14 protein-coding genes and 1 pseudogene are annotated in these 15,174 nt (G+C 71.1%); 9 read left to right on the plus strand and 6 right to left on the minus strand.

All coding sequences use genetic code 11. The annotated features are described in order from the left end of the window. The first annotated feature begins 20 nt into the window (after positions 1 to 20). Genes J2Z30_RS22565 through J2Z30_RS22580 form a run of 4 tightly spaced genes read left to right on the plus strand, consistent with a single transcriptional unit; the run spans position 21 to position 5,097 of the window. Positions 21 to 2,153 (plus strand): hydantoinase/oxoprolinase family protein, encoded by a 2,133-nt coding sequence (locus tag J2Z30_RS22565; protein WP_044580497.1) that lies wholly within the window; start codon positions 21 to 23, stop codon positions 2,151 to 2,153. Then, positions 2,150 to 2,767: a hypothetical protein gene (locus J2Z30_RS22570; protein WP_052701937.1), complete on the plus strand. Its 618-nt coding sequence runs from the start codon at positions 2,150 to 2,152 to the stop codon at positions 2,765 to 2,767. The genes J2Z30_RS22565 and J2Z30_RS22570 overlap by 4 nt, the downstream gene beginning before the upstream one ends. Further along, on the plus strand, positions 2,755 to 4,041 hold the full coding sequence (locus tag J2Z30_RS22575; protein WP_044580496.1) for a TRAP transporter large permease: 1,287 nt from the start codon (positions 2,755 to 2,757) through the stop codon (positions 4,039 to 4,041). Before J2Z30_RS22570 ends, J2Z30_RS22575 begins: the two co-directional genes overlap by 13 nt. 51 nt (positions 4,042 to 4,092) lie before the next feature. Continuing rightward, on the plus strand, positions 4,093 to 5,097 hold the full coding sequence (locus J2Z30_RS22580) for a hypothetical protein (RefSeq protein ID WP_044580495.1): 1,005 nt from the start codon (positions 4,093 to 4,095) through the stop codon (positions 5,095 to 5,097). A gap of 12 nt (positions 5,098 to 5,109) precedes the next feature. On the opposite strand, the gene J2Z30_RS22585 is transcribed toward J2Z30_RS22580, so the two are convergent. Both J2Z30_RS22585 and J2Z30_RS22590 read right to left on the minus strand, forming a co-directional pair. Beyond that, complete coding sequence (locus tag J2Z30_RS22585; protein WP_044580494.1) at positions 5,110 to 6,600, minus strand: MFS transporter; 1,491 nt, start codon at positions 6,598 to 6,600, stop codon at positions 5,110 to 5,112. Positions 6,601 to 6,687: 87 nt separating this feature from the next. Then, positions 6,688 to 7,365, minus strand: coding sequence for a LysR family transcriptional regulator (locus J2Z30_RS22590; protein WP_308280018.1), 678 nt, complete (start codon positions 7,363 to 7,365; stop codon positions 6,688 to 6,690). Positions 7,366 to 7,443: 78 nt separating this feature from the next. Between J2Z30_RS22590 and J2Z30_RS22595 the strand changes: the two genes are divergently transcribed. Further along, positions 7,444 to 7,992, plus strand: coding sequence for a DapH/DapD/GlmU-related protein (locus tag J2Z30_RS22595; RefSeq protein WP_044580493.1), 549 nt, complete (start codon positions 7,444 to 7,446; stop codon positions 7,990 to 7,992). Between the two features lie 48 nt (positions 7,993 to 8,040). On the opposite strand, the gene J2Z30_RS22600 is transcribed toward J2Z30_RS22595, so the two are convergent. After that, positions 8,041 to 9,072, minus strand: coding sequence for a LacI family DNA-binding transcriptional regulator (locus tag J2Z30_RS22600; RefSeq protein ID WP_044582569.1), 1,032 nt, complete (start codon positions 9,070 to 9,072; stop codon positions 8,041 to 8,043). A gap of 209 nt (positions 9,073 to 9,281) precedes the next feature. Between J2Z30_RS22600 and J2Z30_RS22605 the strand changes: the two genes are divergently transcribed. From J2Z30_RS22605 to J2Z30_RS22620, 4 genes are all read left to right on the plus strand, one after another. Beyond that, positions 9,282 to 10,316, plus strand: coding sequence for a sugar ABC transporter substrate-binding protein (locus J2Z30_RS22605; RefSeq protein ID WP_044580492.1), 1,035 nt, complete (start codon positions 9,282 to 9,284; stop codon positions 10,314 to 10,316). Positions 10,317 to 10,365: 49 nt separating this feature from the next. Continuing rightward, positions 10,366 to 11,223 carry a sugar phosphate isomerase/epimerase family protein gene (locus tag J2Z30_RS22610; protein WP_044580491.1) on the plus strand — a complete coding sequence of 286 codons (858 nt, stop codon included), beginning with the start codon at positions 10,366 to 10,368 and terminating at the stop codon, positions 11,221 to 11,223. Positions 11,224 to 11,426: 203 nt separating this feature from the next. After that, positions 11,427 to 12,623, plus strand: a complete 1,197-nt coding sequence (locus tag J2Z30_RS22615; protein ID WP_044580490.1) for a Gfo/Idh/MocA family protein — start codon at positions 11,427 to 11,429, stop codon at positions 12,621 to 12,623. Positions 12,624 to 12,646: 23 nt separating this feature from the next. Beyond that, entirely contained in the window at positions 12,647 to 13,645 is a 999-nt protein-coding gene (locus tag J2Z30_RS22620) for a sugar phosphate isomerase/epimerase family protein (RefSeq protein ID WP_044580489.1), read from the plus strand. Positions 13,646 to 13,786: 141 nt separating this feature from the next. Here the strand turns inward: J2Z30_RS22620 and J2Z30_RS22625 are convergent, their stop codons facing one another. The 3 genes and pseudogenes from J2Z30_RS22625 to J2Z30_RS22635 all read right to left on the minus strand — a co-directional run bounded on the left by J2Z30_RS22625 (position 13,787) and on the right by J2Z30_RS22635 (position 15,148). Continuing rightward, positions 13,787 to 14,557, minus strand: coding sequence for an SDR family NAD(P)-dependent oxidoreductase (locus J2Z30_RS22625; RefSeq protein ID WP_044580487.1), 771 nt, complete (start codon positions 14,555 to 14,557; stop codon positions 13,787 to 13,789). Positions 14,558 to 14,560: 3 nt separating this feature from the next. Continuing rightward, positions 14,561 to 14,686, minus strand: a pseudogene (locus J2Z30_RS22630) (acyl-CoA dehydrogenase family protein); the annotation flags it as partial. A gap of 27 nt (positions 14,687 to 14,713) precedes the next feature. Further along, positions 14,714 to 15,148, minus strand: coding sequence for a Zn-ribbon domain-containing OB-fold protein (locus J2Z30_RS22635; RefSeq protein WP_052701934.1), 435 nt, complete (start codon positions 15,146 to 15,148; stop codon positions 14,714 to 14,716). Positions 15,149 to 15,174 lie beyond the last annotated feature (26 nt).

Consider the following 15,174-nt stretch of genomic DNA (forward strand, 5'->3'; position numbering starts at 1 on the left):
CGCACAAGGAGGTGCCCGACATGTCCCCTGACCGTCGCGTCCGCGTCGGTATCGACGTGGGCGGCACGTTCACGGACGCCGTGGCCGTCGATGCCGCGACGCTCGAACTGGTGGGCCAGGTGAAAGTGCCCACCAGCCACCACCATGAGGACGGCGTCGCACACGGCATCGTCCAGGCGCTCGGCCGTCTCCTCGAACAGGCCGGGCGCACCCCGGCCGACGTCACGTTCCTGGCGCACGGCACGACCCAGGCCACGAACGCGCTCCTGGAGGGCGATGTGGCGAAGGTCGGGCTCATCGGGATCGGCACGGGGGCGGGTGCCGTGTTCACCCGGCGCCTCGCCGCGTTCGGGAAACTGGAAGTCGCCCCGGGCAAGCGGCTTCCGCTGGTGTACGCGCATGTGGCGGACCCGTTCGACGGCGACGCGGTGCGGGCGGCCGTGACCCGCGTACAGGAGGAGGGCGCCCAAGTCATCGTGGCCACCGAGCCGTTCGGGGTGGACCGGCCCGAAGGGGAGCAGGCCGTGCTCGACGTGGCGCGGTCCACGGGGCTGCCGGTCGCGGCGGCACACGAGATCACATCGCTGTACGGGCTGCACAAGCGGACCCGTACCGCCGTGGTGAACGCGGCGATCCTGCCGCGCATGCTGGCCACGGCCGATCTCGTCGACTCCTCCATCACCAAGGCCGGGGTCACGGCGCCGCTGATGGTGATGCGGTGCGACGGCGGTGTCATGTCGCTGGACGAGATGCGGCGCCGCCCGCTGCTGACGGTCCTGTCGGGGCCCGCGGCGGGTGTGGCGGGGGCGCTGATGCGGGAGCGGATCAGCGAGGGGGTGTTCCTGGAGACGGGTGGCACGTCGACGGACATCAGTGTGGTGCGACGCGGCAAGGTGGCGGTGCGGCATGCGACGATCCTCGGCCGGGCGTCGTACCTCAACGCCCTGGATGTGCGCACCGTCGGTGTCGGTGGCGGGTCCATGGTGCGGGTCTCTGCGGGGAAGGTCACGGGCGTGGGTCCGCGCAGCGCGCACATCGCCGGGCTTCCCTACGCCTGTTTCGCCTCGCTCGACGAGCTGCGGGACGCGAAGGTCTCCACGGTGCGGCCGATGGACGGCGACCCCGGCGACCATGTGGTCCTGGACGCGGCGGGCGGCCGGTTCGCCGTGACGATGACGTGCGCGGCGAACGCGCTCGGCCGGGTCCCCGAGAGCGACTTCGCGCGCTGCGACCCGGAGGCGGCGCGGGCGGCGCTCGCCCCGCTCGCCGCCCTGCTCGGCATGGATGTGGCGGGCGCGGCGCGGGCCGTGCTGGACGCGGGGACGGCGTCGGTGCGGGCGGTCGTGGACACGATGATCCGCGACTACCGGCTCGGCCGGGAGACCGCCGTCCTGGTGGGCGGGGGCGGCGGAGCGGCGGCCGTGACCCCGCATCTGGCCCGCGCCGCCGGTCTGGAAGGGCGCATCGCCCGTCACCACGAGGTCATCAGCCCGATCGGGGTGGCGCTCGCGCTGGTCCGCGAACAGGTCGAGCGGATCATCCCCGGCGCCACCCAGGAGCACATCCTCGCCGTGCGCGCCGAGGCCGAGCGGGCGGTCGTCGCGCAGGGCGCGGCGGCCGACGGCGTGGAGGTCGAGGTGACGGTCGACCCGCAGACCAGCACCGTACGGGCCGTCGCCACCGGCGCGACCGAGCTACGCACACGGGACCGGACGCACCGCGCCGACGACGCCGAGCGGCTGCGCGCGGCCGCCACCAGTCTCAAGGCACAGGAGACCCGGGTGAGGATCCTGGCCGGCACGGACGCGTACACGGTGTACGGCACGGAGGTGCGGCGCCGGCTGCGGGCGGGGCGGCAGCCGGTGCGGGTCGTGGACGCGGACGGGGTGGTGCGGCTCGGAGTGTCCGACGCTCGGGTGCGGACGACGACCGTGGGCGCGGCCGGCGAGGTGCTCGCCTCACTGGTGCGGGAGTCCACCTCGTACGGCGACGGCGGGGTGCGGGCGCCCGCGGTGCGCCTGCTGGTGGGCGGCCGGATCGCGGATCTGTCCGGGGTGCTCGAACCCGAAGCGCTGCTCGCGCTGGCCCGCAGCGAGTTGCGTACGCGCGCGGCCGACGAGCCGGTGGTCGCGGTCGTGGAGTCCCGCGCATGAGCGGCGACCACGGCCCCGGCCTCGGCCTCGACCCCGGCCACGACCACGATCTGGACCTCGCCGTGCGGCTGCTCGCGGGGACGCCCACGCACGAGGGCCGCGATCCGCTGGTCCTGCGCCGATGGGCCGAGGCGGCCGAGGAGTTCGGACGCCGCATGAGTCCCGATCCGGTACCGGTCCGGGTGGTCGAGCGGGACGGCGGACTCACCGCCGGTCTGCTGGCCCGGTACCGGTCGCGGCCGCCGGTGGTCGAGGTGTACGTCGACACGGTCGACCGCGCCGAACGGCTCGTCGCCGAGCTCGGCTGGCGGAGCTGGTTTCCCGCGGGGTCGGTGCTGGCCGCGGCCCTCGCCCACGAGCGGGCGCACGCCTGGCTCCATCACGCGCGTGTCCGGGCCGAGTTCAAGCGGGCGCTCGGCCACACCGCGCTGCGGCTCGGGCCGCGTCGTCTGTACGCGCATGTCGCGGGCGCCGACGAACTCGCCGCGCACGCCTACGCCCGCGCTGCCTGCGGCCTCGGCCGCAGCCCCCTGCTGCTCACCGAGGCGCTGGCCGCCGCAATGTCCAAAAAACCAGAGGTGCCCGAAAGCGAGACGGATCGATGGGTGTCGTGATTCTGCTCCTCATGGCGGCGGGCGTCGCCGCCATGCTCACCCGCAGGCTGCCCACCGCGTTCGCGCTGGTGCTGCTCGCTGTGGCCATCGCGTTCGCCGCGGGCGCGCCGCTGACCGGGAAGAACAGCGTGCTGGACACGGTGCTCCAGGAGGGCGCGCCCGCGCTGGCGGCCACGATGGTCGCGATCCTGCTCGGGTCGTGGCTCGGCAAGCTCCTGGAGGAGACCGGTATCGCGGCCACCCTGGTCCGCAAGATCGTGGAGTTCGGCGGCGACCGGCCGGTGTTCGTGGCGCTCGGCGTCCTCGCGGTGTCGGCCCTCGTGGGCACGGTGACGGGGTCCGCGCCCGCGGCGATGCTCGCCGGGCTCATCGGGATCCCGGCCATGATCGCGGTGGGCATCCCGAAGGTGACGGCCGCCGGCACGATCCTGATGGGCATCGCGGTGGGTGTCCCGTTCGAGCTGCCGGTGTGGCAGTTCTTCTCCACGGCGCTGGAACTGCCCGTGGACACCGTGCGCGGCTTCATGGTGAAGCTGTTCCCGTTCGCGCTGGTGGCGGCCGTCGCGTACGTCCTGGTGGAGTCGCGGCGGCGCGGCGTGGAGCACACCTGGTCGCTCAAGTCGCTGGAGGGCAGGCCGACGTCACGCGGCCGACGGCAGCTGCTCGGCGACGCCCCGTGGTACGCGCTGCTGACGCCCGTGGTTCCGCTGGTCCTGGCCCTCGGCTTCGAACTGGCCATCATTCCCTCGCTGCTGGCGGGAGTGGTGTACGCGCTGGTGACGACGACACGGCCACGCGAGATGAACCGACGGCTGCTGCGCACCCTGTACGGCGGTTTCGAGGTGGCGGCGCCCCCGATCACACTGTTCGTGGCGATCGGCATCCTGCTCGCCGCGGTGAAACTGCCCGGCGCGGTCGACGCCCTCGAACCGCTCGTCAAGGCCGTCAGCCCGCAGAACGCGGTGCTGTTCGTCCTGGTCTTCACGGTGCTGGTGCCGCTGTGCCTGTACCGCGGCCCGCTCAATGTCTTCGGCCTCGGCGCCGGCATCGCGGGCGTCCTCATCGCCACCGGTATCTACCCGGCCACCGCCGTCCTCGGCATGGCCACCTCGTACAACCAGGTCTTCGGCGTCGCCGACCCGACCAGCACCCAGACCGTGTGGGCCGCCCAGTACGCGGGGGTCTCACCGCAGCAGGTGATGGTCCGGACGCTGCCGTATGTGTGGGCCGTGGCGCTCGGGGGCCTGTGTGTCACCGCCGCGACCCAACTGTGACGTCCTTCCAACAGCACCCTCTTCAACAGCAACCGACCTCAGGAGCCGATCATGCAAGAGCCGCAGTCCGGCCCGGATCGTCGCATGTTCCTGCGCGCGACCGCCGTCACCGGCGCCGCGCTCACCCTCGGTGGCCTGTCGGCGCAGACCGCGTCGGCCGCGCCCGGAGGCTTCCCCGACTACACCTACGTTCGGACGCTGCTGACGCCGTCACAGCTGAAGTACAACCCGACGGGTGAGATCATCTTCCCGACCGTGCGCGGCGTCTACGACAAGTTGGCGTCGCCGCTCGGCCGTTACTACCTCTACTACGCGCCGCACGACGCGCCCGGCGGGATCTGCCTCGCCTACGGGAACTCGCTGGAGGGCCCGTTCACGGAGTACCCGGCGAACCCGATCGTGTCCAACAAGTGGTCCCCGCACTACTCGGTCAGCCATGTCTCCTCACCGCATGTGCTGTGGAAGGAGGACGTCAAGGAGTTCTGGCTGTACTTCCACGGCGAGAACACCACGACACGGCTCGCCCGCTCCGAGGACGGCGTCCACTTCACCTACGACAAGGTCGTCCTGTCCACCTCGATGATGCCGTCGGGCACCACCGAGACGTCGTACGCCAGGGTCTTCCGGCACGAGCTGCCGTCGCGCCGAGCACACTATGTGATGCTGTTCATGCTCAACAACACCACCAACCACCGTGACATCTGCTGGGGCTGGTCCGCCGACGGCCGGAACTGGACCTTCGACCAGACCCCGCTGGTGCGCCACTCGGACGTCGGCGCGGTGAACGTCGGCGGCCCCCATCTGCTCACGCGCAACGGTTCCGCGTACGTGGTCTACAACAAGGACAAGGAGAGCGGCGGCGACCTCATGATCACCGAGGTGGGCGCGGACTTCTCGCTCCGTCGCCATCTGGGCGTCTTCTACAACTCCCGCTCCGGGCCACCGGAGAACGGCAGGTCGGCGGCGCCGTCGTTCGGCACCGACCACGGGGTGCCGTACATGATCTTCGAGGCGGGGGAACGGCTCCAGGGCTCGATCGCGGTGGCACGAGGGTAGCCGGGGCCCACGTCACGTCTGTGCGCTGTCCCGCCGGGTTCGCCGGACAGCGCACAGCCTCGACGGCGATCGATCCGGACGCCGGCCATCCGGTGTCCGCGTCCTCGGTAGCGCGGCCGACAGGGCGAGGGCCACGGCGGCGACCGCGGCCGACGCGAGGAAGGCCACGGTGTAGCCGGTCTCCGTGGGGGGCGCGGCGGCGGAGCCGGTGATGATCACGGCCGCGAGTTGTGCGCCCACCGCGCCACCGAGCGTGCGCAGCAGCGTATTGACGCCCGTCGCCGCGCCTGTCCGGTCCGGACGCACCGCGTTCACGACCAGGCCGCCCAACGAGGCGAACGCGAACCCGTATGCCACTCCGAGCGCCGTCCCGGCCAGGGCGAATTGCCACAGCGCGCCATGCGCCACGCCGAGCGCCGCGAGCGTCGTCGCGGCCAGGGCCGCGCCCGCCCGGAACGCGGTCCCGCTGCCGGCGCGGGCCGCGAGCCGCGTGGACAGCGGCGCTGCTGCCACCATCGCCACGGCCATCGGCGCGAGCAGCAACCCCGTTCCGGTGGCCGACGTCCCGAACCCGTAACCCGCGTGTGCCGGGGTCTGCGCGTACTGCGGGATGAGCGTGACCGCGGCGAACATCGCCACGCTGATCACGAACGTGGCCAGATGCGTGAGCGCGGGGCCACGGCCGCGCAACAGGCGCGGGTCCACGACCGGCTCGGACGACCGGGACTCGACGGCGGCGAAGCCGGCGCCGAGCACGAGGGCGCTGATGAGCGTGGCGAGAGTGGCGGCCGAACCCCATCCCCACGTCCGGCCCTGGGTCACGCCCAGCAGCAGTGCCACCAGCGCCGCCGCCAGGAGCAGGGTGCCGGGCAGGTCCAGCACTGTGCCGTGCCGTCCGGTGCGCGCCGGGGTGTCGCCGCGCGGCAGCCGGATGAGCACCCCGGCGAGGGCCAGGAACGTGATCAGCACGGACAGCAGGGACAGCGCCGCCGTACCCAGCGCACCGGCGAGCGGCCCGGCGACCGCCATCGCGAGTGCCCCGCCGACGCCGAACATCGCGCTGAGCGCGGCGATCACACCATGCAGCCGTCCGGGCGGCGTCCAGTGTCGGGCGAGTCCGAACGTCAGGGGGAACACGCCGCCGGACACACCCTGCAGTGCCCGCCCCGCGAGCACGCCGCCGAACCAGCCCGCGTGGTCGGCCGCCGCGGCCAGCGCGCCGCCCGCCGCCAGGCATCCCAGGCAGGCCAGCAGTACGGGGCGGTGGCCGAGCAGATCGCCCAGCCGCCCGGCGATCGGCGTCACCACCGCCGAGGCCAGCATGAACGCGGTGACCAGCCAGGCGGCGGATGACGCGGAGACGCCCAGCTGACGCCGGAACAGCGGGAGCGCGGGGATGACGGCGCCCTGGGTGAAGGCGACGACGAAGGCGGCCAGCAGCAGAACGGCGGTGACGGGGCGCGTGAGGCCCTTGCCACCGGGTTCGTCGGATACGGCTTCCACAGGGCACCTTCCGGCCTCCCAAGAGGAACGAGAGGACATCGACGACTTGGGTCAGGTGACCCTAACATCGTTAGTGACCACTGGTAACTAATTGCCCGTCAATGCCTGGGCCGCGTCCATTCCGGTGTCCAGATGGCGCCGTTGGGGCGGCCGGGACACTTCGTCGTAGTAGGCGGCCCACTCGGTGCCGGGCAGGTTGCCGGGCATCCAGATCCGTCGTCCGGCGAGTTGGGCGGGGGTGAGCGCGGGGGCGTTCGCGAACTCGTGTCGTGGTCCGGTGAACAGGTGCAGTGGTTCATCGAAGACGGACGTGGCCTCCACGCCGCGGGGCAACGATCGGCCCGGCATGGTCACGGCACGGAACGTCGCGTCGATGGTCCCGTCCCGGACGGCGGCGATGGCCGTGTCGGAGTCGTAAAGCGTCACGACGTCCAGCTCGATCTCGGGGTGGGCGAGATGGAAGCCGCGCAGCAGTCCTGTCAGGGAGAGCTGGCGGCCGATCACGTCGACGCGCAGCGCCCGACGGCCTGCCCGCACCGACGCGACGGCGCGCTCGGCGGAGTGCAGGAAGGTGCGGGCGTGGGGCAGGAACGCCTGTCCGTCGATGGTGAGCCGCGCTCCACGGGCGTCACGGATGAAGAGCCGGACACCGAGCTCCTTCTCCAGCGCGGCGACGCGCTTGGACACGGCCTGCGGCGTGATCGACAGACCCGCGGCGGCCTCCTGGAACTGTCCCGCGTCCGCGACGGCGACGAAGGTGCGCACGGCTGGTTGATCGACTGTCGTATCCGACGGGTGCCATCCGACGGATACGGTCCGAACGCCACCACGTGAGGAATCCTCATGCCTGATCAAGGCCGTCTCTACGTCCGCACCGCCGAGTTCGCGCGAGTGGCCGAGCGGATCGAGCACGTGACCACGCTCACGTCACGGCTCAACGTCCTGCCCTTCGACGACAAGGCCGCCCGCGCGGCCCTGCTGTCCGAGATCGTCGGCAAGCCCGTCCCCGACTCCGTCACCGTCTATCCGCCCTTCTACACCGACCACGGGCTCGGCATCGACTTCGGCGAACACGTCTTCGTCAACCAGGGCTGCACCTTCTTGGACCAGGGCGGCATCCACCTGAGCGACGGCGTCCTGATCGGTCCGAAGACCAATCTCATCTCTTCCGACCACCCTCTCCCGGCCTCCGAGCGGAGCGAGTTCATCACCCGGGCACCGATCACGATCGAAGCCGGCGCATGGCTCGGCGCGGCGGTGACGGCACTTCCCGGTGTCACGGTCGGACGCGGTGCCGTGGTCGGCGCCGGAGCCGTCGTCACGAAGGACGTTCCCCCCAACACCCTGGTGACCGGATCGGCCGCGTTCGCACGCAAACAATGGAACGACTGAGCCCGGCGCGCGGGCGCGGCGGACGGCCGCGTCGAGCGCAGTGTTCCCCTATCCGCGCCCGGCCGTGGTGCCGCGCACGACGAGGCGCGGGGTGAGGACGACCTCGCGGGGCTCGGTGCGGTCCTGGTCGAGGCGTTCCACGGCGGCGGTCACCGCGTGCTGGGCCTGTTCCCGGGCGCTCTGGCTGACGGTGGTCAGGTTGAAGCAGCTCAGCCGGGAGAGGGTGTCGTCGTCGTAGCCGGCCACGGACACCTCGCCCGGGACGGCGACTCCGGCGCGCGCGAGGGCGGCCAGGACGCCGATGGCGCACTGGTCGTTGTACGCGACCACCGCGGTGGGCAGTCGGCCGCCGTCGAGGAGGTGGCGGGCGGCGCGTTCGCCGGCCGCTTCGGTGTTGTCTCCGGCCAGCACACGGATGTGGTCGCCAAGGCCGTGGCGGCGCATGGCGGTGCGGTAACCACGGCGCCGGTCGGTGGCGATGACGCCCTTCCCGCCGTCCACGTAGACGATCTCGCGATGACCGAGCCCGACCAGGTGATCGACGGTCTGACTCACGCCGTCGTCGTCAGCGGTGCGTACGACGTCCAGGGCGGTGTCCGCGATCCGGCGGCCGACGGTGATGACGGGGGCCTTGTTGTCGAGCACGGCGAGCGCGTCCGCGGGTGCGGTGGGGCCGAGCAGGATCAGCGCCTCGCTGCGGAAGGCCAGCAGGGTGTCCACCGCGGTGCGTTCGTCGCGGGTGCGGGTGAGGGTGCTCAGGACCAGGTCGTAGCCGACCTCCTCGGCCGCGGTGTGCAGGTGCTCGACAAGTTCGGCGTGGAATGGGCTGTGGATGTCGACCATGACGCCGAGCAGGCGGCTGCGTCTGCTGGCCAGTGTGCTGGCGGTGCGGTCCACCTGGTAGCCGAGGTCGGCGGCCGCCTTCAGGACGCGCTGCCGGGTCCGTTCGCTCGGGCCGGGCACACCCCGCAGCACCAGGGAGACCGATGCCGTGGACAGGCCCACCCGCGCGGCCACGTCCTCGAGCCTGGGGCGCTTGGGCGTGCCGTTCTGGTGACGCCCGGAACCACCGTCCTCCACCTGTGCCTCCCCGGCGCGAATCTCCTCGGGCGACACCCTTGACACCCTCGTGCGACACGGCCGATAGTACCAGGACTTAAAGCGCTTTAAATTGTCCTGTCGTTCCAACAAAGGCTGCGCCGACCGGAGCCGTCGTGGCGTCCCCGCCCCACCGGCAGCCGGTGATCCCCCTCCCGCCCCTCCCCGATGCACAGCGAGGTGCACGCAGCATGAGCCGCATATCTCTGCCCCGTCCCCCGAGATCCGCCAGATCCCCGCGCGTCGTGGCCGTCGCCGCCGCTGCCGCTGTCGCCCTGACCCTCTCGGGGTGCTCCAGCAGCGCGGGCGGGAAGAAGGCCCAGGAGGAGGCGGCCGACGTCCCCGCGGGCAAGGCCGGCACCCCCCGGATGACGATCGCGCTGGTCACCCACGCGCCCGCCGGCGACACCTTCTGGGACACCGTCCACAAGGGCGCCCAGGCTGCCGCCGCCAAGGACAACGTCAAGCTCATCTACTCCGGCGACGAGAACGCGGGCGACCAGGCCAACCTGGTGCAGAACGCGATCAACCAGAAGGTCGACGGCATCGCCGTCACCCTCGCCAAGCCCGACGCCCTGAAGGCGGTGGTCGCCAAGGCCGGGAAGGCGGGCATCCCGGTCGTCGGCCTCAACGCCGGTCTGGGCGTCTGGAAGGAGCAGGGCCTGCTGTCGTTCTTCGGACAGGACGAGTCCGTCTCCGGCCAGGCGCTCGGCACCAAGCTCAATGGCACCGGCGCCGAACACGCCCTCTGTGTCATCCAGGCCCAGGGGGACGTCAACCTCGAAGAGCGCTGCGCCGGTGTGAAGAAGACCTTCCGCGGCAAGACGGAGATCCTCTACGTCAACGGCACCGACATGCCCTCCGTGAAGTCCACGATCAACGCCAAGCTCGAGCAGGACGGCTCCATCGACGAGGTGATCACGCTCGGCGCCCCCATCGCGCTCACCGCCGTACAGGCCGTGTCCGAGGGCGGCGGCAGGGCGAAGGTCGCCACCTTCGACCTCAACAAGGAACTCGTCTCCGCCATCGAGAAGGGCGACATCCAGTTCGCCGTCGACCAGCAGCCGTATCTGCAGGGCTATCTGGCGATCGACTCGCTGTGGCTCCACAAGACCAACGGCAACTTCAGCGGCGGCGGTGAGCAGCCGGTGCTGACCGGACCGGCCTTCGTCGACAAGTCCAACGTCGGCACGATCGCGAAGTTCGCCGCGAAGGGCACCCGGTGACGCGCCTGACCCGCTCCACCCGTGTTCCCCCGACCCGAAGGGATTCCCCATGAAGATCGCCCTCGACCCGTTTATGATCCGCGACGTGCCGCTTCTCGAACTGCCCTCGGTGGTCGCGGAGTTGGGCTACGAGTGGATCGAACTCTCCCCCCGGGAGGACTTCATCCCCTTCTTCCGCCACCCCCGTGTCGACGACGCCACCGTAAGGAAGTTCCGCAAGGCGCTGGACACGGCCGGAGTGGGCGTCTCCTCCCTGCTGCCCCTGTTCCGCTGGTCCGGCCCGGACGAGGACGCACGGCAGGCCGCGGTCCGGTACTGGAAGCGCTCGATCCAGATCTGTGCGGACCTCGGAGTGGACAGCATGATCTCGGAGTTCAACGGCCGCCCCGAGGACCCGGACCGCAGCGAGGCGCAGTTCTGGCGCTCGATGGAGGAACTGCTCCCGGTGTTCGAGCGCGAGGGCATCAAGCTCGCGCTGGAACCCCACCCGGACGACTTCATCGAGAACGGCTACGACGCGATCAACCTGATCCGGGGCATCAACCACTCCCACGTCGGCTTCCTCTACTGCGCCCCGCACACCTTCCACATCGGCGACGACGCGCCCGGCATCATCGAGTACGCGGGCGACCTCCTCACCCATGTCCACCTCGCGGACGCCTTCGACCACACCGCCTCCTCGGGCAACCGCTACATCCTCAACCCGCCCGGCACCCCGGCCCGGATCCATCAGCACCTCGACATCGGCCAGGGCGAGGTGGACTTCGACGAGCTCTTCCGCGAACTGCGCGCACACGGCTTCGACGGCGCCCTGACCGCCTGCGTCTTCGCCTGGGAGGAACGGGCCAGGGAGTCCTCCGCCTTCATGCGGAAGAAGATCGACGAATACCTGGCCGCCCATTCCTGACGGCCGCACCCCCATCACCCCACGCCCCTGCCGGCCGGTAGGAGGTGGGTCGGCGCGTTCATCTTCCACGTCCGCACCGTCTCCGAGACCCGGGGCCGCTCGATGGAGGCCATCGAGTCCCATTTCCGCCGGCGGTACGCCGCCTGATCACCCGCTCCTGTCCCGTTCCGCCTCTCTTTCCCTCGTTTCGAAAGGCATCCGCCATGACCACGTCCGCCCAGCCCCTCTCCGTCGCGGTGATCGGAGCCGGGATGGCCGGCCGCGCCCATGCCGCCGGCTACCGCAACGTCAACACCGTCTTCGACGCGGGTCTGCCGCCGGTCCGGCTGGCCGCGATAGCCGACGCCAACATCGCGCTCGGCGAGGACGCCGCCCGCCGCTACGGCTATGAGAAGGCGCTGCCGAGCTGGGAGGCGGTCGCCGAGGACCCGACGATCGACGCCGTCAGCATCGTCGTGGGAAACGCTCTGCACCGCCCGATCGCCGAGGCGCTGGTCGCGGCGGGCAAGCATGTGCTGTGCGAGAAGCCGCTGGCGGGAACGCTCGAGGATGCCCGTGCGATGGCCGAGTTGGAGCGTGGCGCCGATGTGGTGACCGCCGTCGGGTACACCTTCCGCCGCTCCCCCGCCATCGCCGCGATCCGCGATCATGTCCTGCGCGATGAGCTGGGCGATCTTGCGCTGTTCAGCGGCCGGTACTGGTGCGACTACGCGACCGACCCGAAGGGGCCGCTGAGCTGGCGGTTCAAGGGCGGGCCCGGCTCCGGTGCGCTCGGGGACGTCGGTGCGCACGTGATCGACACCGCCGAGTACATCGCCGGCCCCATCACCGCGGTCTCCGGTGCCTCGCTGTCGACGCAGATCCCCAAGCGGCCCCTGCCGCTCGGCGCGGTCGTCGGCCATAACGCCGCGCCCGTCTCGGACGAGCTCGGCGCGGTCGAGAACGAGGACACCGCGTCCTTCACCGTCCGCTTCGAGTCCGGCCTGGTCGGCACCTTCTCGGTCTCGCGCACCGCCTTCGGCCTGCCCAACGGGCTCTCCTTCGACGTCCTGGGCGTGGGCGGCCGGGCCGCGTTCGACCAGCACCGCCCGGCCGAATACCTCTTCGACGACGCACAGCCCGACGCTCGCCCGAGCGGCGCCCGCCAGATCATCGCCGGCCCGAACCTGCCCTACTTCAAGGGTGGTTACCCGATGGAGGCACCGGGCGTGGGCGGCGGCAACGCCGAGATGTTCACCTACCAGGCCCGCGCCTTCCTCGACCAGGTCGCGGGCGTCGCCGAACCGCTGCCGCCCTGCGCCACGTTCGCCGACGCCCTGCGGACTATGGAGATCATCCAGGCCGTCGTCGAGTCCTCGCGTCGGGGCGGCACCGCCGTCGACGTTCCGCCCGCCGTCTGAAACACCCCTAAGGAGTTGCACCCATGCCCCTCAAGCTCGGCGCCTACACCGCCTGCCTGCACGACCACACCCTCTCCGAGGCCCTGGACATCCTGAAGGAGAACGGTCTGACCTCGGTCGAGGTCAACACCGGCGGTTTCATCCCCTCCCCGCACTGCCCGGTCGACCTGCTGCTGTCCTCGGCCACCGCGCGCGAGGAGTACCTGGCGGTCTTCGCCGACCGGGGGATGGAACCGACCGGCCTCAACTGCAACGGCAATCCGCTCAACCCCCTCCCCGGTGTCGGCCCGAAACACGCCGACGACCTGCGCCGCACCATCCGCCTCGCGGGCCTGCTCGGTGTCAGGCACGTGGTCACCATGTCCGGCACCCCGGGCTCCGACCCCGGCGCCAAGTACCCCTCCTGGGTCGTCAACCCCTGGGACGGCGTCTACATGGACGTCCTGGACTACCAGTGGGGCGTGGCCGTCGAGTTCTGGAAGGAGATCGACGCGCTCGCCCGGGAGAACGACGTCCGGGTCGCCATCGAGATGCACCCGCACAACGTCGTCTTCTCCCCCGTCACCCTCAAGCGGCTCGTCGACGAGACCGGCGCGACCAACCTCGGCGCCGAGATGGACCCCTCCCATCTGATGTGGCAGGGCATGGACATCGTCGCCGCCATCAAGTGGCTCGGCCCGCTGGTCTTCCACGCCGCCGCGAAGGACGCCACGCTCTGCCCCGGCGCCGACATCCGCGGCGTCCTGGACACGTCCTTCACCCGTGTCCCCGCCGACGCCCCCGGCAAGGTCCCCACCGGCTACGGCTTCTGGTGCAACGCCTGGCCCGAGGACCCGGCGTGGAAGTTCGTCGCCGTCGGCCTCGGCAACGACGTCCCCTTCTGGACGGAGTTCCTGCGCGCCCTCGCCGAGGTGAACCCCGATATGGCCGTCAACATCGAACACGAGGACGCCGCCTACTCCCAGACCGAGGGCCTGGCCCTGGCCGCCAAGAACCTCCGTAGCGCCGCGGAAGCCCTCTGATCCACCCGCACCCGTGGGTCCCCGCTTCCGCCGTCCGGCGGAAGCGGGGACGACGTGCTGTCGGCCGAGGCCGTACGGACCGTATATGCCGTACGGACCGTTTATGTCGGCGGCCGGGCGATCGTGTCGTGACCCGCGCGGTCAGACGCTGTACCCACCGTCCACCCCCAGCGCCTGCCCGGTGATGAACCCGGCGCGCTCCGACGCGAGGAACACGACCGCCTCGGCGATGTCCCGCGCCTGCCCGAACCTGCGCAGGGGGATGTTGCGCCGGGCGACGGCCAAGGCTTCCTCGTCCAGCTCGCCGGAGCTGATCAGCCGGCTGGCCATGCCGTCCGTGAGCATGCCGGGGGCGACGCAGTTGACACGGACGCCGTACCGTCCCTCCTCGGCGGCGAGTGCCCGAGCCACCGCCTCGACGGCACCCTTGGCCCCTGAGGACAGCCCGTCTCGGACCGGGAATCTCCGCGTGGCGACCGTCGTCACGGCGACGATGCTGCCCCGGCTCTCCCGCAGCACGGACAGCGCGGGGTGGACGAGGTTGAAGAACGCCACCGCGTCGGCCTCCAGCTGCGTGCGGTACCGGCCGGGCGTCACCTTGCTCAGATGCGTCATCGGTACGTGCGGTCCGGCCGCGTAGACGAGGGTGTGCAGGCCGCCAAAGTCCGCCGCGGCGCCCCGGACGGCCCGTGCTGTGGCCTCCTCGTCGGTCAGGTCGAGCGCGGTCGCGGCAGCCCGACGCCCGAATGCCTCCATCTCCTCGATGAGTGCGTGCGCCGCGTCCTGGTTGGCTCGGTAGGTGAAGGCGATGTCGCTGCCGCGTGCGGCGAGCAACCGTACGATCGCCGCACCGATGGCCCCAGTGCCGCCCGCGACAAAGGCAGCCCCCGGTCGGCCCGCGAAGTCGTCCACGCCTCACAACCCCAGGGACTTGGCGACGATGACCTTCATGACCTCACTTGTCCCGGCATAGATACGAGTGACGCGCGCGTCAGCGTACAGCCGGGCGATCGGGTACTCCAGTATGCGGCCGTATCCGCCGAACCCGAGATCCGGATCCCGCACCCGCTATGCGTCGCAGAGGTGAAAGGCGATCTCCTGTGGCTGCGGCCCGAACCCCAGCCGTACCTGGGCCCCGACACACACCCTGGCCAGCGGCACGGCGCTGACCCTGGCGCGGAGGCGGAACCCTTCTTGCATGTCGATGATGGCCATGGCGCGGGGCTTGCCCGCGCTGCGACCGACAACGGTGACGTGATGGATGACGCCGATACCGTCACTGCGTTCCTCGGCCATGTCGGTGGAGCCGCAGACAGGGCACAGCAGGCGGCGGAAGACCGAGGTATGGCACCAGCGGCAGCGCTGGAAGTACAGCACCCCGTCCCGGATCCCCCCTGCTGGGATGGGGCTGCGATGGTCCGCGTCAATCCGAATTGCGACAGTCGGGACGCCGTCCCCTTCGAAGGGGCCGTTGTCTGCCGTTTCGATCACTGTATGGGACATGGCGAATTCTCCTGGCCGCTGCCGGG

The sequence above is a fragment of the Streptomyces iranensis genome, assembly GCF_017874715.1.
Taxonomy (GTDB): Bacteria; Actinomycetota; Actinomycetes; order Streptomycetales; family Streptomycetaceae; genus Streptomyces; species Streptomyces iranensis.